Source organism: Ectopseudomonas khazarica (genome assembly GCF_004521985.1).
Taxonomy (GTDB): Bacteria; Pseudomonadota; Gammaproteobacteria; order Pseudomonadales; family Pseudomonadaceae; genus Aquipseudomonas; species Aquipseudomonas khazarica.
In genome coordinates this window covers 151,084-170,335 of record NZ_SBHZ01000007.1, presented here as the reverse complement: position 1 = coordinate 170,335, position 19,252 = coordinate 151,084, and the positions used below count along the sequence as shown (strand labels likewise).

Sequence of the window (19,252 nt, the reverse complement as noted above, 5' to 3'; positions counted from 1 at the left end):
ATGCAGCAACTCAATCCTTCCGAAATTAGTGAAATCATCAAGGGGCGCATCGAGAAACTCGACGTCGCCTCCCAAGCCCGCAACGAAGGCACCATTGTCTCCGTTTCCGACGGTATCGTGCGTATCTACGGTCTGGCCGACGTCATGTACGGCGAAATGATCGAGTTCCCGGGCGGTGTCTACGGTATGGCACTGAACCTGGAGCAGGACTCCGTCGGTGCCGTTGTGCTGGGTGCTTACACCAGCCTGGCCGAAGGCATGAGCGCCAAGTGCACCGGTCGCATCCTGGAAGTCCCGGTTGGTCCGGAACTGCTGGGCCGCGTCGTCGACGCACTGGGTAACCCGATCGACGGCAAAGGCCCGATCAACGCTCAGGCAACTGACGCGGTTGAGAAGGTTGCACCGGGCGTGATCTGGCGTAAGTCCGTCGACCAGCCGGTACAGACCGGTTACAAGTCGGTCGATGCCATGATCCCGGTCGGCCGTGGCCAGCGCGAGCTGATCATCGGTGACCGTCAGATCGGTAAGACCGCTCTGGCCGTCGACGCCATCATCAACCAGAAAGACAGCGGTATCCGCTGCGTGTACGTGGCTATCGGTCAGAAGCAATCGACCATCGCCAACGTCGTGCGCAAGCTGGAAGAAACCGGTGCGCTGGCCAACACCATCGTGGTGGCCGCTTCCGCTTCCGAATCCGCCGCACTGCAGTTCCTGGCGCCGTACTCCGGCTGCACCATGGGCGAATACTTCCGCGACCGCGGTGAAGACGCCCTGATCGTGTACGACGACCTGTCCAAGCAGGCCGTTGCCTACCGCCAGATCTCCCTGCTGCTGCGCCGTCCGCCAGGCCGTGAAGCCTACCCGGGCGACGTGTTCTATCTCCACAGCCGCCTGCTGGAGCGCGCTTCCCGCGTTTCCGAGGAATACGTCGAGAAGTTCACCAATGGCGCCGTGACTGGCAAGACTGGTTCCCTGACCGCTCTGCCGATCATCGAAACCCAGGCGGGTGACGTTTCCGCGTTCGTTCCGACCAACGTGATCTCGATCACCGACGGTCAGATCTTCCTGGAATCGGCCATGTTCAACTCGGGTATCCGTCCGGCCGTCAACGCCGGTATCTCGGTATCCCGTGTGGGTGGTGCCGCTCAGACCAAGATCATCAAGAAGCTCTCCGGTGGTATCCGTACCGCTCTGGCTCAGTACCGTGAACTGGCGGCCTTCGCCCAGTTCGCCTCTGACCTGGACGAAGCCACCCGCAAGCAGCTCGAGCACGGTCAGCGCGTTACCGAGCTGATGAAGCAGAAGCAGTACGCACCCATGTCGATCGCCGACATGTCCGTGTCTCTGTACGCTGCCGAGCGTGGCTTCCTGACCGACGTGGAAGTGAACAAAGTTGGCGCCTTCGAAGCAGCCCTGCTGGGCTACTTCAACCGTGAGCTGGCCGATCTGATGGCCAAGATCAACGTGAAAGGTGACTTCAACGACGAAATCGACGCGGGCATCAAAGCCGGTATCGAGAAGTTCAAAGCCACCCAAACCTGGTAAGCCGCAGCGGGCGTCGCAAGACGCCCGCCTGCTAACCCGATAGGTGTGAAATGGCAGGCGCAAAAGAGATTCGCAGCAAGATTGCGAGCATCAAAAGCACGCAGAAGATCACCAGCGCCATGGAAAAGGTGGCGGTCAGCAAAATGCGCAAGGCACAACAGCGCATGGCTGCTAGCCGTCCCTACGCGGAGCGTATCCGCCAGGTGATTGGTCATCTGGCCAACGCCAACCCGGAATACCGCCATCCCTTCATGATCGAGCGCCCCGTCAAGCGCGCCGGTTATGTGGTGGTGAGCAGTGACCGTGGTCTGTGCGGTGGCTTGAACACCAACCTGTTCAAGGCCCTGGTCAAGGACATGGCGAAAGATCGCGAGCAAGGCGTGGAGATCGATCTCTGCGTGATTGGCTCCAAGGGTGCGGCATTCTTCCGCAACTTTGGTGGCAATGTCGTCGCTGCGATCAGCCACCTCGGCGAAGAGCCGTCGATCAACGACCTGATCGGTAGTGTCAAGGTCATGCTCGACGCTTACCTCGAGGGGCGTATCGACCGTCTGTCCGTGGTCTCGAACAAGTTCATCAATACCATGACGCAGAAGCCTACAGTGGAGCAGTTGGTTCCGCTGGTGGCCGATCCGGATCAAGACCTCAAGCATCACTGGGACTATCTGTACGAGCCCGATGCCAAGGAACTGCTCGAAGGCCTGATGGTTCGCTACGTCGAATCCCAGGTGTACCAGGCAGTGGTCGAGAACAATGCGGCCGAGCAGGCTGCACGGATGATCGCGATGAAGAACGCCACCGACAACGCTGGCCAGCTCATCAAAGACCTGCAGCTGATTTACAACAAGGCGCGTCAGGCAGCGATCACCCAAGAGATTTCGGAAATCGTCGGCGGCGCTGCCGCGGTTTAAGAACGGTTCAAATATTCAGAGGAACCAAAGATGAGTAGCGGACGTATCGTTCAAATCATCGGCGCCGTTATCGACGTGGAATTCCCGCGTGATCAGGTGCCAGCCGTATACGAGGCGCTGAAAGTAGTCGGCGCCGAAACCACCCTGGAAGTTCAGCAGCAGCTGGGCGACGGCGTGGTGCGTACCATTGCGATGGGTTCGACCGAAGGCCTCAAGCGCGGTCTGGACATCACTCGTACCAACAAGGCCATCTCGGTACCGGTCGGTAAAGCGACCCTGGGCCGTATCATGGACGTGCTGGGCAACCCGATCGACGAAGCCGGCCCCATCGGTGAAGAAGAGCAGTGGGAAATCCACCGCGCTGCGCCGAGCTATGCCGAGCAAGCGGGCGGCAACGACCTGCTGGAAACCGGCATCAAGGTAATCGACCTGGTCTGCCCGTTCGCCAAGGGTGGTAAGGTCGGTCTGTTCGGTGGTGCCGGTGTCGGCAAGACCGTGAACATGATGGAACTGATCCGTAACATCGCCATCGAGCACAGCGGTTATTCCGTGTTCGCCGGTGTGGGTGAGCGTACTCGTGAGGGTAACGACTTCTACCACGAGATGAAGGACTCCAACGTTCTGGACAAGGTAGCCCTGGTCTACGGTCAGATGAACGAGCCACCAGGCAACCGTCTGCGCGTCGCCCTGACCGGCCTGACCATGGCCGAGAAGTTCCGTGACGAAGGCCGTGACGTACTGTTGTTCGTCGACAACATCTACCGTTACACCCTGGCCGGTACCGAAGTATCCGCACTGCTCGGCCGTATGCCGTCGGCAGTAGGTTACCAGCCGACCCTGGCCGAAGAGATGGGCGTTCTGCAGGAGCGCATCACCTCCACCAAGAAAGGTTCGATCACCTCGATCCAGGCCGTATACGTACCTGCGGACGACCTGACCGACCCGAGCCCGGCGACCACCTTCGCCCACTTGGACGCCACCGTCGTACTGAGCCGTGACATCGCTTCCCTGGGTATCTACCCGGCCGTTGACCCGCTGGACTCCACCAGCCGTCAGCTGGATCCGAACGTCATCGGCAACGAACACTACGAGACCGCTCGTGGCGTTCAGTACGTGCTGCAGCGTTACAAGGAACTGAAGGACATCATCGCCATTCTGGGTATGGACGAGCTGTCTGAAGCGGACAAGCAGCTGGTATCGCGCGCTCGTAAGATCCAGCGCTTCCTGTCCCAGCCGTTCTTCGTGGCCGAAGTGTTCACCGGTTCCCCAGGCAAGTACGTCTCCCTGAAGGACACCATCGCTGGCTTCAGCGGTATCCTCAAGGGCGACTACGACCACCTGCCGGAGCAGGCTTTCTACATGGTTGGCGGCATCGACGAAGCCATCGAGAAAGCGAAGAAACTGTAATCACCCATGCGCCTGGCAACGGGCGCATCAGGTTTGTGGATAACCTGGGTTGTCCACAGCCTGCAACCTGAGGCAAGCGTATGGCTATGACAGTCCATTGCGATATCGTCAGCGCGGAAGCGGAGATCTTCTCCGGCCTGGTGGAGATGGTGATTGCGCACGGCAACCTGGGTGATCTGGGTATCGCTCCAGGCCACGCGCCACTGATCACCGACCTGAAGCCGGGCCCGATCCGCCTGATCAAGCAGGGTGGTGAAGCCGAGGTGTTCTACATCTCCGGTGGTTTCCTCGAAGTGCAGCCGAACATGGTCAAGGTTCTCGCCGACACCGTGCAGCGTGCAGCAGACATCGATGAAGCCGCTGCTCAGGAGGCCCTCAAGGCCGCCGAGAAAGCGCTGAGCGAGCAGGGTGCTGAGTTCAACTACAGCTCCGCCGCCGCTCACCTGGCCGAAGTCGCAGCCCAGCTGCGTACCGTCCAGCAACTGCGCAAGAAGTTCGGCGGCTGAGGCCCCCACTTCAACCGTTGCAAGAGAAAGGGTAGCCTAGGCTACCCTTTTTCATTTCTGCCGTTTCACCCTCCGGCGCCCCGCGACGGAGGCTGCCAAGGAATCGTCGTTCATGTCGCTCGATATCGTCATCCTCGCTGCAGGGCAAGGCACCCGCATGCGTTCCGCCCTGCCCAAGGTCCTGCACCCGGTCGCTGACAAGCCCATGCTCGGGCATGTCATCGCCACCGCACGCAGCCTGCAGCCCAGCAGCATCCAGGTGGTGATCGGGCATGGCGCCGATACCGTGCGCGAGCGCCTGGCCGCCGCCGACCTGAACTTCGTCATTCAGGCCGAGCAGCTCGGCACCGGCCACGCCGTTGCTCAGGCGCTGCCGCAGCTCGGCGCCGACACCGTGCTGATCCTCTATGGCGACGTGCCGCTGATCGAGAGCGCGACGCTCGAACGCCTGCTGGCCCTGGTCAGTGATGACCAGCTGGGGCTGCTCACCGTCGAGCTGGCCGACCCGACAGGCTACGGCCGCATCGTCCGTGATGACAACGGCGTGGTGCAGGCGATCGTCGAGCACAAGGACGCCAATGACGCGCAGCGCGCCATCCGCGAAGGCAACACCGGCATTCTCGCGGTTCCGGGCAAGCGCCTGGGGGACTGGCTGGGGCGCCTGTCCAACAGCAACGCGCAGGGCGAGTACTACCTCACCGACGTGATCGCCATGGCCGTCGCCGATGGCCTGATCGTGGCTACCGAGCAGGCGGCCGACGAGATGGAAGTGCTGGGGGCCAACGACCGTATCCAGCTGGCGCAGCTGGAGCGCCACTATCAGCAGCGCGCCGCGCGCCGCCTGATGGCGCAGGGCGTGACCCTGCGCGATCCGCAGCGTTTCGATCTGCGCGGCGAGGTGACGGTGGGACGTGACGTGCTGATCGACGTCAACGTGATCCTCGAAGGCCGGGTGGTGATCGAGGACGATGTGCAGATCGGTCCGAACTGCGTGATCAGGGACTCCGTCCTGCGCAAGGGCGCCATCGTCAAGGCCAACAGTCATCTGGAAGGTGCCGAGATGGGCGAGGGCGCCGACTGCGGTCCGTTCGCGCGTCTGCGTCCGGGCACCCGACTGGGGGCCAGGGCCCATGTGGGTAACTTCGTCGAGCTGAAGAACGCCGTGCTGGGCGAGGGCGCCAAGGCCGGTCACCTCAGCTACCTGGGCGATGCCGAGATCGGTGCGCGGAGCAACATCGGCGCAGGCACCATCACCTGCAACTACGACGGTGCCAACAAGTTCCGTACGGTGATGGGCGAGGACGTGTTCATCGGCTCCAACAGCGCCCTGGTGGCGCCGGTCAACCTTGGTGATCGTGCCACCACGGGCGCCGGTTCGGTGGTCACCAGCGACGTGCCGGCAGACACCCTGGCCGTCGGTCGGGCCAAGCAGCGCAACATCGAGGGCTGGAAACGCCCGCAAAAGCAGCGATGAGCTGCAAGCCTCCAGCTGCAAGTAAGAGCCCTGGCTGACGCCATTTCCTCTATGCTTTGTGGCTTGTGGCTTGTGGCTTGTGGCTTGGAGCTGACTTCATGTTCGGTGTGACGGATTACGCCGCCTTCGTGGTGGCCTTCATCATCCTGCTGGCCATTCCCGGCCCGGGTAACCTGGCGCTGATCCTGTCCACCGGCAAGGGCGGCATCCGCGGTGGACTGGCCTCCACCTTCGGCATCATGTTCGGCGACCAGGTGCTGCTGTGGCTGGCGGTGGCCGGTGTCGCCGCGCTACTCAAGGCCTATCCGACGGCCTTCCACCTGGTGCAATGGCTGGGGGCGGCCTACCTGATCTATCTCGGCCTGCGCATGCTGCTGGCCAAGCCGGGGGCCGCACCGACGCTGAACATCGAGCCGCGCCACTACCTGTGGCAGACGCTGATGATCACCGTCTTCAACCCCAAGGCGATCATCTTCTACATGGCGTTCTTCCCGCTGTTCATCGATCCGCAGCGGCATCAGGGGCTGATCACCTTCGGCTTCATGGCCGTGACCATCATGGCGCTGACCTTCCTCTACGGGCTGCTGATCGTGCTGCTGACTCACTTTCTCGCCGAGCGCATGCGCGCCAATCCGCGTATCGCCCGTGGCCTGGAGAAGTTGGCGGGGCTCAGCCTGTTGGGCTTCGGGGTGAAGCTGACCCTCAACTGACCAACGGTTGCTTGCAGAGCGAACGGCCTTATGTTTTGATTCGCGCCATTATCTTTCGAATCGAAACTTAAGCATGTCGAAGCGCAACACACCGCAGCGTCGCCACACCATCCTGGCCCTGCTCGCCGAGCAGGGTGAGGTGTCGGTGGATGCGCTGGCCCAGCACTTCGCCACCAGCGAGGTGACGATCCGCAAGGACCTCGCCGCGCTGGAAAAGAACGGCCTGCTGCTGCGTCGCTATGGCGGTGCCGTGCCCATGCCCCAGGAACTGATCGGCGACGGCGCCCAGCCGGTTTCCCCGCACAAGCAGGCCATCGCCCGCGCCGGCGTGGCGCGCATCCGTGAGCACGCGCGGATCATCATCGACAGTGGCACCACCACGGCGGCGATGATTCCCCAGTTGGGGCACAGGCCGGGGCTGGTGGTGATGACCAACTCGCTCAACGTGGCCAATGCCCTGCGCGACATCGAGCACGAGCCCGTCCTGCTGATGACCGGCGGCACCTGGGACCCGCACTCGGAGTCCTTCCAGGGGCAGGTCGCCGAGCAGGTGCTGCGCTCCTACGACTTCGACCAGTTGTTCATCGGCGCCGATGGCATCGATCTGGAGCGTGGCACCACCACCTTCAACGAACTGCTGGGGCTGTCGCGGGTGATGGCCGAAGTCGCCCGCGAGGTCATCGTCATGGTCGAGAGCGACAAGATCGGCCGACGCATCCCCAATCTGGAACTGCCCTGGAGCAGCGTCCATACCCTGATTACCGACGAGCGCCTGGATGCCCAGGCTGCCGAACAGATACGCGCGCGCGGCATCCAGCTGATCCTCGCGCCGCTGGAAAACTGAAGGAGAGCCCCATGTGTGGAATCGTTGGCGCCATCGCTGAGCGCAGCATCACCCCGATCCTGGTCGAAGGCCTCAAGCGCCTGGAGTATCGCGGCTACGACAGCGCCGGTGTGGCACTGCTGACCGAGCAGGGCACGCTCGACCGCCGCCGCCGTGTCGGCAAGGTCAGCGAGCTGCAGGCGGCCCTGCAGGACGAGCCGCTGGCGGGCCGCCTGGGCATCGCCCACACGCGCTGGGCCACCCACGGCGCACCCAGCGAGCGCAACGCGCACCCGCACTTCTCCGGGCACGAACTGGCGGTGGTGCACAACGGCATCATCGAGAACCACGAGGCGCTGCGTGAGCGCCTCAAGGGCCTGGGCTACGTCTTCACCTCCGATACCGACACCGAGACCATCGTCCATCTGCTCGACCACAAGCTGCGGCAGCTCGGCGACCTCAGCGCCGCGCTCAAGGCGGCGATTCCCGAACTGCATGGCGCCTATGGCCTGGCGGTGATCAGCGCCAGGCAGCCGGATCGCCTGCTCGCCGCCCGCAGTGGCAGCCCGCTGGTGATCGGCCTGGGCCTGGGCGAGAACTTCCTCGCCTCCGACCAGCTCGCCCTGCGCCAGGTCACTGACCGTTTCATGTACCTGGAAGAGGGTGATATCGCCGAAATCCGTCGTGATGGCGTGCAGATCTGGGATGCCAGCGGCAACCCGGTACAGCGTGAAGCCGTGCAGTACCACGAGGGCGCCGAGGCTGCGGACAAGGGCGAATACCGCCACTTCATGCTCAAGGAAATCCACGAGCAGCCCAAGGTGGTGCAGCGCACCCTGGAAGGCCGTCTGGGCAGCGATCACGTGCTGGTGCAGGCTTTCGGCCCGCAGGCCGCCGAGCTGTTCGCCAAGGTGAAGAACGTGCAGATCGTCGCCTGCGGCACCAGCTTCCACGCCGGCATGGTCGCCCGCTACTGGCTGGAAGAACTGGCCGGCATTCCCTGCCAGGTCGAAGTGGCCAGCGAGTTCCGCTACCGCAAGGTCGCGGTGCAGCCGGACACCCTGTTCGTCAGCGTCTCGCAGTCCGGGGAAACCGCCGACACCCTGGCGGCGCTGCGCAATGCCAAGGAGAAGGCGCCGGGGCAGGGCGGCTACCTGGCCAGCCTGGTGATATGCAACGTCGGCACCAGCTCGCTGGTGCGCGAGTCCGACCTGTGCCTGCTGACCCAGGCGGGCCCGGAAATCGGCGTGGCCTCGACCAAGGCCTTCACCACCCAGCTGGTCGGCCTGATGCTGCTGACCCTGTCGCTCGGGCAGGTACACGGCACCCTGGACAAGGCGCTGAGCGCCGAGCTGGTGGAAGAGTTGCGACGCCTGCCGACTCGCCTGGGCGAGGCGCTGGCCATGGACAAGACCGTGGAGAAGATCGCCGAGCTGTTCGCCGAGAAGCACCACAGCCTGTTCCTTGGCCGTGGCGCGCAGTATCCGGTGGCGATGGAAGGTGCGCTCAAGCTCAAGGAGATTTCCTACATCCATGCCGAGGCCTACCCGGCCGGCGAGCTCAAGCATGGTCCGCTGGCCCTGGTCGACGCCGACATGCCGGTGGTCACCGTGGCGCCGAACAACGAGCTGCTGGAGAAGCTCAAGTCCAACCTGCAGGAAGTGCGTGCGCGTGGCGGCGAGCTGATTGTCTTCGCTGACCAGCAGGCGGGCATGAGCAACGGCGAGGGCACCCACGTGGTGGCCATGCCGCATATCCACGACCTGCTGGCACCGATCCTCTACACCGTGCCGTTGCAGCTGCTGTCCTACTACGTCGCCGTGCTCAAGGGCACCGACGTCGACCAGCCGCGCAACCTGGCCAAGAGCGTGACGGTCGAATAACGGCTTTCGCCGGGCCGGCAGCTCATGCCTGCTGGCCCAGTTCCTCCAGCAGAAAGTCGATGAACACGCGGACCTTGGCCTGCAACTGACGGCGTGACGGGTAGATGGCGTAGAGCTGCGTCTGCATCATCTGCCAGTCTTCGAGCAGCGGCTGCAGCCTGCCCTGGGCCAGGTCGTCGCGTACGTAGATCTCCGGGACCAGGCTGATACCGTGGCCGGCGCGCAGGGCGGCGCACAGCGCCAGGCTGGAGTTGACGCTGTAGCGTCCGCACACCTCCAGGCGGCGCACCTGCTCACCGCGCTGGAACACCCATTCGCGGGCATGCCCGGACAGCGAGAACTGCACGCACTCCAGCGCCTGCAGGTCCTCCGGCACCTGCGGCGTGCCGTGCCGGCGCAGGTATTGCGGGGCGGCGCAGAGCACGTGGCGCAGTGTCAGCAGCGGACGGGCGACCAGGCTCGAGTCCTCCAGACGATCACTGCCGCGCACCGCCAGATCGAAGCCCTCGGCGATCATGTCCACACGACGGTCATCGAGCTGCAGGTCGAGCGTCAGCTCGGGGTAGCGGGCGAGAAAGCGCGGGATGGCATCGGCCAGGCAGACCAGGCTGAACGACATCGGCGCGCTGACGCGCAGGGTGCCGCTGGGGGTCGCCTGCAGCTCGCCCAGGGAGCTGTCGGCCTGCTGCAGGTCGTCGAGGATTCGCGCCACCTGCTCGTAGTAGCGCTGGCCAGCCTCGGTGAGGCTCATGGAGCGTGTCGTACGATTGAGCAGGCGGACTGCCAGGTGGGCTTCCAGTTCAACGATGTTCTTGCTTACGGCGGCCGCTGAAAGCTTCAGGTGGCGGGCGGCGGCGGCGAAGCTGCCACGTTCGACGACCTGGCGGAACACGGCAAGGGCGGTCAGGCGATCCATCGATTATCAACTTCTAGTGAATGGTCATCACACGATAAACGAGATTATCAACCAGGGTCCATGTAACTAACCTGTCGATCATTCACTCACGACAGGACATCGCCATGACCCACCCTCTGCTTGCCGCCATCGAACAACGCAACTCGGTCAACCACTTCGACGCGCAGTACCAGCTCGACGACGCCAGCATCGAAGCCCTGATCGGTTGGGCCGGGCGCGCGCCCAGCGCGTTCAACCTGCAGAACTGGCGCTTCGTCGCGGTGCGCAGCGCTGTGGGCAAACAGCGCCTGCGCGAGCTGGCCTGGAACCAGCCCAAGGTCAGCGAAGCGGCTGTGACCTTCATTGTCTGCGGCGTGCTGCCGTGCGCCGAGTCGCTTGGCGAGCGCCTGTCGCCTGCGGTGGCGTCGGGGCTGATGCCGAGCGAGATGGCGCTCAGCTGGCAGTCCAGCGCTGCGCGAATGTATGCCGAGGTGCCACACAGCCGGCGTGACGAGGCCGTGCGCAGCGCCACCTTCGCCGCGTCGAACCTGATGCTGGCCGGCCAGGCACTGGGGCTGGCAGCCAGCCCCATGAGTGGTTTCGACATCGCCGGCGTCAGCCGTGCCTTCGCCCTGGGCGACGAGGAAATCCCTGTGATGCTGGTGACCCTGGGCAAGGCGCAGGCCAACAACTGGCCGCAGAAACCGCGCCGCCCGGTGAAGGAGATTCTCGAGCTGGCGTGAGAGCGGCGCCCGGCTCAGGCACCGAGGCGCTGCTCGTCCGGGCGCAGGGTCAGCACACGGACGCCATCACGGGTGACCGCCACCGTGTGCTCGAACTGCGCCGAGAGGCTGCGATCGCAGGTGACCACCGTCCAGCCATCGGCCAGCGTGCGTACATCCGCCTTGCCCAGATTGAGCATGGGCTCGATGGTGAAGGTCATGCCCTCGCGCAAGGTCAGGCCGGTATTGGCCTTGCCCCAGTGCAGCACTTCGGGCGGCTCGTGCATGTCCCGGCCGATGCCGTGACCGCAGTATTCGCGAACCACCGAATACCCATGGGCCCGTGCGTGCCGTTCTATGGCGTGGCCTATGTCGCCGAGGCGGGCACCCGGGCGCACCGCCTCGATGCCTTTGCACATGGCTTCGTAGGTGACGTCGACCAGCTTGCGCCCGGCTTCTGAAACGGAGCCAAGCAGATAGGTCTTGCTGGAATCGGCGATGTAGCCGTTCTTCTCCAGGGTGATATCGAAGTTCACCAGATCGCCATCGCGCAGGATGTCGCTGGCGCTGGGCACGCCATGGCACACCACCTCGTTGCGCGAGGTGTTCATGGCATAGGCAAATCCATATTGGCCCTTGCTCGCCGGGCGCGCCTCGAGCGTGTCGACGATGTACTTTTCCACAAGGTCGTTGACCTGCAGCGTCGACAGGCCGAGAAGATCCAGACGATCGAGATAGCCGAACACCGACGCCAGCAACCTGCCGGACTCGGCCATCAGCGCTATCTCCTGCGCGGTCTTGGTCATGAGGTCGCTGCCAGGCTCGGCTGCACGGTAATGCCGGCTGCGCGCATCTCGGCCGCCATCACGTCGTTGAAACTCAGCGTCGGGTTCATTTCGCAGAGCATGCCGATGCGAATCCAGAACCCGGCCTGAGCATTGATGGAGCGATGCGACACGCTGCTCGCCCGGCGAATCTGGTCGTGCAGTTCGTCATCGATGTTGACGATACCCATGAGGCCTCCCGTCTATATGAAATATATATGAATCATATGGCCACGTTTCGCCAGTTTCTTCAACAGGGGGCGCCATCCTTTAAACTGTGGGGGCTGCTCGCATGGCAGGTGCGATGGCAGGACATTGCAGTCAGGTTGAAACGGGAGAGACGATGAAACGTGCGGATGTAAAACGCAGAACGGCTGAAGGGGTCACGTTCGACACCCAGATCATGGCGAACCCGGCCAATACCGCCGAGTGGATCGTCTTCTTCAAGAAGGACGCCGGGCGCAGCTTCTTCCTGGTGGATGCGGCCGAACAGGTCGAGAGCTTTGCCAGCCTCGACGAGCTTGTGGTCGAGTTGCGGGCGGTGGGTATCAAGCGGTTGGAAGTACAGCTTTGAGCGGTTGCTAACAGTTGGCGTGGATCATCCTGTGGATATCCTCGTGATACCTGGCTGAAGTCCTTGTGTTCAGGGCGTTTCAGGAAGTTGTACAAAAACTGAGCCTTGTTTCAGGGCTATCCACAAAGAGTTGGGATAAGTTCTTTTCTAACCTGTTGATAAGGTGCTGCAGGCAGCTGTCTACAAGGGCTCCAGCGCTTTGTGCAGTTTATCGCCAGCGCAGCTCGGCTCAGTCGCTGCTCGGGCGATAGAGATGACGGTGCGCGGCGTCGTACAGCGCCGACTCGGCGAAGGCGCCCGGGTCGAGCACGCGGCCGACCAGGATCAGCGCCGTGCGGCGGAAGTCCTTGGCTGCGACCTTCTCCTCTATGTCGCTGAGCGTTCCTTGCACCCAGTCCTGGTCCGGCCAGCTCGCTCTGTGGATAACCGCGACGGGGCAGTCGGCGCCATAGTGCGGCAGCAGTTCGCCGACGATGGCGGGTAGCTGGCGCACGCCGAGGTGGATGGCCAGGGTCGCCCGATGCCGGGCGAGATCGTGCAACTGTTCACCTTCGGGCATCGGCGAGGTGGTGCCGTAGCGGGTGAGGATCACCGTCTGGGCGATGCCCGGCAGGGTCAGCTCGCTTTCCAGCAACGCCGCGCAGGCGGCGGCGGCGGTGACGCCGGGAACGATCTCGAAGGGAATGCCCAGGCGGCGCAATTCGCGGATCTGTTCGCCGATGGCGCCGTACAGCGAAGGGTCGCCGGAATGCACGCGAGCCACGTCCTGGCCGCGCTCATGAGCCAGGCGCAGCAGCTCGACGATTTCCCCGAGATGCAGCTCGGCGGTGTTGACCACCTGCTCGCCGCGATGGCCCTGCAGCACGGCTTCGGGCACCAGCGAGCCGGCGTAGAGGATCACCGGGCAGCTGTGGATAAGCCGCTGGCCCTTGACGGTGATGAGCTCGGGGTCGCCGGGGCCGGCCCCGATGAAATAGACGGTCATACGGACTCTCTCGTGAATGCTGCCAGGGCGCAGGTTGCCCTGGCGGTTTTGCGTTTTTCGCCAAGCAGGTGCGCCGTGCTCTTGCCCATGCGTCTGGCCAGCGCGAGCGCACAGGGCTCGGCCACGGCAGCAGCGCCAGTGGCTGCTTGGACACGGGGGTTGCCGGGTGCTGGTGGCTGGTAGGGCGAGAGCTCTGCGGCCGTGAACAGGTGCAACTCCAGCTGCAGATGCTCGGCCAGTTGCTGCAGGCCCGCCTCGTTGCGCTTGTGGGCGCTGCTGGCCAGTCCTGCCAGGTTGCCCAGCGTCAGCTCATGCTGCGCCAGGCTGTCGACGAGCAGGTCGAGCAGCTCCTGCATGGCGCAGCCACTTCTGCAGCCCAGCCCGGCAACGACCTGCATCGGCGAGACTGGATGGCGTGCGGAGGGGGTCGGCAGCATGAGCGGCATTCGGCTTGGACGGGGGCGTAGCTCATCATGGCACCTGCCGGCGGTCAACCGTGATTGACCGGCCGCCGTGGCCTGCGTAGCCTTCGCGCATTCGAGGTTCTTCATGGCGCGGTTGTCGTGAAGCTAAGAGGGAACAGGGTCGATGCCCTGGCTGCCCCCGCAACTGTGAACGGTCTCAAACCCTTCGATACACCACTGCCCAGGGCGGGAAGGTGAAGGGCGCACCCTGTGCAGACCGTGAGCCAGGAGACCTGCCTCGTTTCGTCAGCCAACTGTTCGGACGGGGTGATCCGATGCGGCCTGCATGCTCGCGCGTGCCTGTCTGCCCGTACCCGTCCGCCGAATTCATCGTCGCCACGGGGCCTTTCATGCAAACCCTCGCCAAACTGCCTGTCACCATCGTCACCGGTTTTCTCGGTGCCGGTAAAACCACCCTGCTGCGCCACCTGCTGGCCAATGCCGGCGGCCGTCGCATCGCGGTGATCGTCAATGAATTCGGCGAGCTGGGGATCGACGGCGAGATCCTCAAGCAGTGCTCCATCGGCTGCAGCGAGGAAGAGGCCAACGGCCGCGTATTCGAGCTGGCCAACGGCTGCCTGTGCTGCACCGTGCAGGAAGAGTTCTTCCCGGTGATGCGCGAGCTGGTCGCGCGCCGTGGCGACCTCGACCATATCCTCATCGAGACCAGTGGCCTGGCCCTGCCCAAACCGCTGGTGCAGGCTTTCAACTGGCCGGAAATCCGCAACGCCTGCACCGTCGACGCGGTGATCACCGTGGTCGACAGCCCGGCGGTGAGCGTTGGCACCTTCGCCGCCTTCCCCGAGCAGGTCGACGCGCAGCGCAAGCTGGATCCCAACCTCGACCATGAGTCGCCGCTGCATGAGCTGTTCGCCGATCAGCTGGCCAGCGCCGACCTGGTGATCCTCAACAAGGCCGATCTGCTCGATGCCGAAGCGTTGGCGGCGGTACGCGCGGAAGTCGCCGAGGAGCTGCCGCCGGCGGTGAAGGTGATCGAAGCGCATGGCGGCGATCTGCCGATGGATGTGCTGCTGGGACTGAACAGCGAAACCGAGCTGCATATCGAGAATCGTCGCACCCATCATGACGATGAAGACGAGGATCACGATCATGAAGAATTCGACTCGTTCCACGTGGAACTACCGGAAGCCGAGGAGTTGCGCCTGCTGGCTGCGCTGAAGGCGGCGGTGGTCAAGCACGGCATCCTGCGGGTGAAAGGCTTCGCCGCCATCCCCGGCAAACCGATGCGTCTGCTGGTACAGGGCGTGGGTCAGCGCTTCGACCGTCACTTCGACCGTGCCTGGCAGGCGGACGAGCCGCGCATCAGCCGTCTGGTGGTGATCGGCCAGCAGCTCGACCGTGCGGCCATTCAGGCCGAGCTGCAAGCGGCGCTGGCCTGAGTGATCATGGGAGGGGCTTCAGCCGCGACCTGGCTCGCTGATCGTCGCGGCTGAAAGCCCCTCCCACGGAACGACCATGCATCTATTACGCACCCAGCCTGGCGCCCAGCTGCCGGCCGACAGCATCGCCGACCTTGGCCAGACGCCGGCCGAGCTGGTGATTCTCTGCACCGGCGACTCGCACCTGTCTCTGCTCGCCGAGGCCGCCCGGCAGTTGCCGGACGATTACCCCAGCCTGCGCCTGGCCAGCCCGGCGCAGTTGAGCAACCACGCATCGGTGGACTTCTACGTCGAGCAGGTGCTGCAGCATGCGAAGGTCATCCTGATTTCCGTGCATGGCGGGGTAAGCTACTGGCGCTACGGCATCGAACGTCTGGTCGAACTGGCCGGGCTCGGTGCGCAGGTGATCATGGTGCCGGGCGACGATCAGCCCGATCCGCAGCTGATGGCCATGGGCAACGCCAGCGAGGACGACAGCCGCCGTCTCTGGCAGTACCTGCGCCAGGGTGGGCTGGACAACGCACGGCAGTTGTTCCGTTTCATCGGCAGTCGCTGGCTGGGACGCAGCGACAGCTGGGTCGAGCCGCAGCCGTTGCCCCGGGTCGGGCTCTATCACCCGCACCGCAGTCCGGCCACGCTGGCCGATTGGCAGGCGCACTGGCAGCCCGGTGCGCCGGTGGTGGCGCTGCTGTTCTACCGCAATCACGTGCAGGCGGCGAATACCGCTTTCGTCGATGCCTTCTGTGCGCAACTGCGCCACCAGGGGCTCAACCCGCTGCCGATCGCCGTGGCCAGCCTCAAGGAGGCGGCCTGCCTGGCTCAGGTGCAGGACTGGCTGGATGAAACCGCCACCGCGCTGATCATCAACACCACCGGCTTTGCCCTGTCCAACCCCGAGGCGCCGCAGAGCCGACCGTTCCGCCGCGACATTCCGGTGCTGCAGGCGATCTGCGCGCTGGATAACCAGGCGCAGTGGCAGGCCAGCGCCCAGGGCCTGGGGGCCCGCGACCTGGCCATGCACGTGGTGCTGCCGGAGCTGGACGGGCGCCTGATCGGCACGGCGATCAGTTTCAAGGGCCTGGCCTGGCGCAGCGAGCGCAGCCAGAGCGATGTGGTGTGCTACCAGGCGCATGAGCAGGGCATGGCTCATATCGCGGAAATGGCGAGAAAGTGGTGCGATCTTGCGGATAAAAGCAATGAAAGCAAACGTATTGCGCTGATTCTTGCCAACTACCCGACGCGTGACGGACGGATTGGCAACGGGGTCGGTCTGGATACCCCGGGCGCTGCGCTGAACATCCTCCGCGCCCTGCAGGCCGAGGGCTACCCGGTGGATAGCCTGCCGGACAGCGGCACGGCGCTTATCCACAGCCTGCTCGGTGGCGTCACCAACGACCTCGACGGACTCGACATGCGCCCCTGTGCGCAGAGCCTGGCGCTGGACGACTACCTGGCGTTCTTCCACCGCCTGCCGGCGGCCAACCAGCAGGCAGTGCGCGAGCGCTGGGGCGAGCCGCAGGACGACCCGATGTTCCGCAGCGGGCGGATGATGGTCGCCGGCCTGCGCTTCGGCCTGACCTTCGTCGGTATCCAGCCGGCGCGTGGCTATCAGCTCGACGCGGCGGCGGTCTATCACGACCCCGACCTGGTTCCGCCGCATGGCTACATCGCCTTCTACGCCTGGCTGCGCACGGCGTTCGCCGCCGATGCGCTGGTCCATGTCGGCAAGCACGGCAACCTGGAATGGCTGCCGGGCAAGAGTGTCGGTCTCTCCGCGAGCTGCTGGCCCCAGGCGCTGATCGGCCCGCTGCCCAACGTCTATCCGTTCATCGTCAACGATCCGGGTGAGGGCGCGCAGGCCAAGCGACGCACCCAGGCGGTGATCATCGATCACCTGATGCCGCCGTTGACCCGCGCCGAGAGCTACGGCCCGCTGCGCGACCTGGAGCGGCTGGCCGACGAGTACTACGACGCCAGCCAGCTCGACCAGCGCCGCGCCGTCGAGTTGCGCGGCGAGATTCTGGCCAAGGTGCGCGAGGCCTGCCTCGACCGCGAGCTGGGCCTGCAACTGAATGACGACGGTGACAGCTGGCTGCCACAGCTCGACGCCTACCTGTGCGACCTCAAGGAATCGCAGATCCGCGATGGCCTGCATGTGTTCGGCGAATCGCCCTGTGGACAACTGCGTCGCGACACCCTGCTGGCGCTGCTGCGCATCCCCCGTGGCGACGGCCAGGGCGCCAACGCCAGCCTGCTGCGTGCGCTGGCTCGGGCTCTGGAGCTGGGCCTCGACCCGCTCGACTGCGACATGGGCCAGCCCTGGGACGGTGCCCGTGCGGATGCTCTGCAGGCTGTGGACAACAGCCCCTGGCGTACGGTCGGCGATACCCGTGAGCGGCTCGAGCTGCTGGCGCTGGCGCTGATCGAGCGCCGCCTGAACGGCGAGCGTATCGATGCCTTCGGCGCCGACGTCGCGGCGATTCTCGATGGCCTGGCCGGGCATGTCGCGCCCCTGCTGGATGCCTGTGGTGACGCCGAGATGGGCGGCCTGCTCGCCGCGCTGGCCGGGCGTTTCGTCCCTGCCGGGCCGAGCGGTGCGCCGAGTCGCGGGCGCCTCGACGTGCTGCCTACCGGGCGCAACTTCTTCACCGTCGACGTGCGCCACCTGCCCACGCCGACTGCCTGGCGCCTTGGCGTGCAGGCCGCCGAGCGCCTGCTCGAACGCCACTTGCAGGACGAGGGCGACCACCTGCGCCAGCTCGGCTTGTCGGTGTGGGGCACGGCGACGATGCGCACCGGCGGTGACGATATCGCCCAGGCGCTGGCGCTGATGGGCGTGCGCCCGGTATGGCAGCCGGGCAGCCAGCGTGTCGAACGCTTCGAGGTGCTGCCGCTGGAACAGCTGGGCCGGCCACGGGTGGATGTCACCCTGCGCGTGTCGGGCTTTTTCCGCGATGCCTTCAGCAACCTCATTCGCCTGTTCGACGATGCCGTGCAGGCGGTGATCGAACTGGACGAGCCGGAAGACATGAACCCGCTGTCGGCGCGGGTCTGGCGCGAGTCGCTGGCGCTCGAGGACGGCGGCCTGGACGAAGCCGAGGCGCGTCGCCAGGCCGGCTGGCGTGTGTTCGGCGCCAAGCCGGGCGCCTATGGCGCCGGGGTGCAGAACGCCATCGAGGAGCGCCTGTGGCACAGCCGCGAGGATCTCGCCGAGGTGTACCTGAACTGGGGCGGCTATGCCTACGGCAGCGGCGCCGAGGGCGCGCCGGCGCGGCAGCGCTTCGTCGAGCGCCTGGAGCGGATGCAGGCGGTGCTGCACAACCAGGACAACCGCGAGCACGACATCCTCGATTCCAACGACTACTACCAGTTCCAGGGCGGCATGCTGGCAGCGGTGGAGACCCTGCGCGGGCTCAAGGTGGCCAGCTACTTCGGCGACAACAGCCAGCCGGATACGCCGCGCATTCGCAGCCTCAAGGAAGAGTTGAACCGCGTGGTGCGCGCCCGCGCGGCCAACCCCAAGTGGATCGAGGGCATGAAGCGCCATGGCTACAAGGGCGCCTTCGAGCTGGCGGCGACCATCGACTACCTGTTCGCCTTCGACGCCACCAGCGAACTGGTCGACGACCACCAGTACGCGCTGCTCACCGATGCCTACCTGCTGGACCGCGACACCCGCGAGTTCATCCAGCAGCACAACCCCGGTGCTCTCAACGACATGCTCGAGCGTCTGCTGGAGGCCCAGCAACGTGGTCTGTGGGAGCATCCCGGCGAGTACCGCGAGGCGCTGGAGAATCTGTTGCTCGACAGCGAGGAATCCTGAAGCGACTCGTTTCCGTAGGGTCCTGAAACGGTTTCCGTTTGCCTGAGCCTGCATTCCCGGATTTCATCCGGGCTACCTTGTCTGGCGGCTTGCGGGTGACTCAGGGGATGGAGTTATCCACAGCAGGCACAGATCAAGTCGCCACTACTTGGGCACGGAACACTTCTCCTCGCTGACCCAACACTTGTCGCAGATGCCTCGGGGTCTTACCCTGAGCGCTCATTTCATGTCGGAGTCTCGTCCAATGCGTCAGTAATGCCGTCGTGTCCGCACGACCAGTGATCGATCGCGGCTTCAGCCCGCGCG

Annotated in this window: 17 protein-coding genes and 1 riboswitch; of the genes, 12 read left to right on the top strand and 5 right to left on the bottom strand. The window is 64.6% G+C overall.

Annotation, left to right across the window (positions count from 1 at the left end; translation table 11 throughout):
- The 8 genes from atpA (at position 1) to glmS (ending at position 9,259) form a co-directional block, all read left to right on the top strand.
- Positions 1 to 1,545: a F0F1 ATP synthase subunit alpha gene (atpA, locus tag EPK82_RS11225; RefSeq protein ID WP_037054768.1), complete on the top strand. Its 1,545-nt coding sequence runs from the start codon at positions 1 to 3 to the stop codon at positions 1,543 to 1,545.
- A gap of 50 nt (positions 1,546 to 1,595) precedes the next feature.
- On the top strand, positions 1,596 to 2,456 hold the full coding sequence (gene atpG / locus EPK82_RS11220) for a F0F1 ATP synthase subunit gamma (protein WP_037054767.1): 861 nt from the start codon (positions 1,596 to 1,598) through the stop codon (positions 2,454 to 2,456).
- Between the two features lie 30 nt (positions 2,457 to 2,486).
- Positions 2,487 to 3,863: a F0F1 ATP synthase subunit beta gene (gene atpD, locus EPK82_RS11215; RefSeq protein WP_037054766.1), complete on the top strand. Its 1,377-nt coding sequence runs from the start codon at positions 2,487 to 2,489 to the stop codon at positions 3,861 to 3,863.
- Between the two features lie 80 nt (positions 3,864 to 3,943).
- A complete protein-coding gene (locus EPK82_RS11210) occupies positions 3,944 to 4,369 on the top strand; it encodes a F0F1 ATP synthase subunit epsilon (protein ID WP_037054758.1) in 426 nt (141 codons plus the stop codon).
- A 112-nt stretch (positions 4,370 to 4,481) separates the two neighbouring features.
- Positions 4,482 to 5,843, top strand: a complete 1,362-nt coding sequence (glmU, locus tag EPK82_RS11205; protein ID WP_134676621.1) for a bifunctional UDP-N-acetylglucosamine diphosphorylase/glucosamine-1-phosphate N-acetyltransferase GlmU — start codon at positions 4,482 to 4,484, stop codon at positions 5,841 to 5,843.
- Positions 5,844 to 5,941: 98 nt separating this feature from the next.
- Positions 5,942 to 6,553 (top strand): LysE family transporter, encoded by a 612-nt coding sequence (locus EPK82_RS11200; RefSeq protein ID WP_134676620.1) that lies wholly within the window; start codon positions 5,942 to 5,944, stop codon positions 6,551 to 6,553.
- A 73-nt stretch (positions 6,554 to 6,626) separates the two neighbouring features.
- Positions 6,627 to 7,397: a DeoR/GlpR family DNA-binding transcription regulator gene (locus EPK82_RS11195; RefSeq protein ID WP_037054754.1), complete on the top strand. Its 771-nt coding sequence runs from the start codon at positions 6,627 to 6,629 to the stop codon at positions 7,395 to 7,397.
- An 11-nt stretch (positions 7,398 to 7,408) separates the two neighbouring features.
- A complete protein-coding gene (gene glmS / locus EPK82_RS11190) occupies positions 7,409 to 9,259 on the top strand; it encodes a glutamine--fructose-6-phosphate transaminase (isomerizing) (RefSeq protein ID WP_134676619.1) in 1,851 nt (616 codons plus the stop codon).
- 22 nt (positions 9,260 to 9,281) lie between these two features.
- Here glmS and EPK82_RS11185 read toward each other — a convergent pair whose 3' ends face one another.
- Positions 9,282 to 10,175 (bottom strand): LysR family transcriptional regulator, encoded by an 894-nt coding sequence (locus tag EPK82_RS11185; protein WP_134676618.1) that lies wholly within the window; start codon positions 10,173 to 10,175, stop codon positions 9,282 to 9,284.
- A gap of 104 nt (positions 10,176 to 10,279) precedes the next feature.
- On the opposite strand from EPK82_RS11185, the gene EPK82_RS11180 reads away from it, so the two are divergent.
- Complete coding sequence (locus tag EPK82_RS11180; protein WP_197738856.1) at positions 10,280 to 10,897, top strand: nitroreductase family protein; 618 nt, start codon at positions 10,280 to 10,282, stop codon at positions 10,895 to 10,897.
- A 14-nt stretch (positions 10,898 to 10,911) separates the two neighbouring features.
- Here EPK82_RS11180 and map read toward each other — a convergent pair whose 3' ends face one another.
- Together map and EPK82_RS11170 are read right to left on the bottom strand one after the other, a co-directional pair.
- On the bottom strand, positions 10,912 to 11,682 hold the full coding sequence (gene map / locus EPK82_RS11175; RefSeq protein ID WP_080757102.1) for a type I methionyl aminopeptidase: 771 nt from the start codon (positions 11,680 to 11,682) through the stop codon (positions 10,912 to 10,914).
- Positions 11,679 to 11,891 (bottom strand): ParD-like family protein, encoded by a 213-nt coding sequence (locus EPK82_RS11170; RefSeq protein ID WP_037054749.1) that lies wholly within the window; start codon positions 11,889 to 11,891, stop codon positions 11,679 to 11,681. The genes map and EPK82_RS11170 overlap by 4 nt, the downstream gene beginning before the upstream one ends.
- 152 nt (positions 11,892 to 12,043) lie before the next feature.
- On the opposite strand from EPK82_RS11170, the gene EPK82_RS11165 reads away from it, so the two are divergent.
- Positions 12,044 to 12,274, top strand: a complete 231-nt coding sequence (locus EPK82_RS11165) for a hypothetical protein (RefSeq protein ID WP_134676616.1) — start codon at positions 12,044 to 12,046, stop codon at positions 12,272 to 12,274.
- Positions 12,275 to 12,503: 229 nt separating this feature from the next.
- Here the strand turns inward: EPK82_RS11165 and cobM are convergent, their stop codons facing one another.
- Both cobM and EPK82_RS11155 read right to left on the bottom strand, forming a co-directional pair.
- Positions 12,504 to 13,259 carry a precorrin-4 C(11)-methyltransferase gene (cobM, locus tag EPK82_RS11160; protein ID WP_134676615.1) on the bottom strand — a complete coding sequence of 252 codons (756 nt, stop codon included), beginning with the start codon at positions 13,257 to 13,259 and terminating at the stop codon, positions 12,504 to 12,506.
- Positions 13,256 to 13,696, bottom strand: coding sequence for a cobalamin biosynthesis protein (locus EPK82_RS11155; RefSeq protein WP_134676614.1), 441 nt, complete (start codon positions 13,694 to 13,696; stop codon positions 13,256 to 13,258). The genes cobM and EPK82_RS11155 overlap by 4 nt, the downstream gene beginning before the upstream one ends.
- A gap of 86 nt (positions 13,697 to 13,782) precedes the next feature.
- Positions 13,783 to 13,978, top strand: a riboswitch (cobalamin riboswitch).
- 95 nt (positions 13,979 to 14,073) lie between these two features.
- Here EPK82_RS11155 and cobW point away from each other — a divergent pair.
- Positions 14,074 to 15,123: a cobalamin biosynthesis protein CobW gene (gene cobW / locus EPK82_RS11150; RefSeq protein WP_134676613.1), complete on the top strand. Its 1,050-nt coding sequence runs from the start codon at positions 14,074 to 14,076 to the stop codon at positions 15,121 to 15,123.
- A gap of 76 nt (positions 15,124 to 15,199) precedes the next feature.
- Complete coding sequence (gene cobN, locus EPK82_RS11145; protein ID WP_134676612.1) at positions 15,200 to 18,946, top strand: cobaltochelatase subunit CobN; 3,747 nt, start codon at positions 15,200 to 15,202, stop codon at positions 18,944 to 18,946.
- The last annotated feature ends 306 nt before the right edge of the window (positions 18,947 to 19,252 follow it).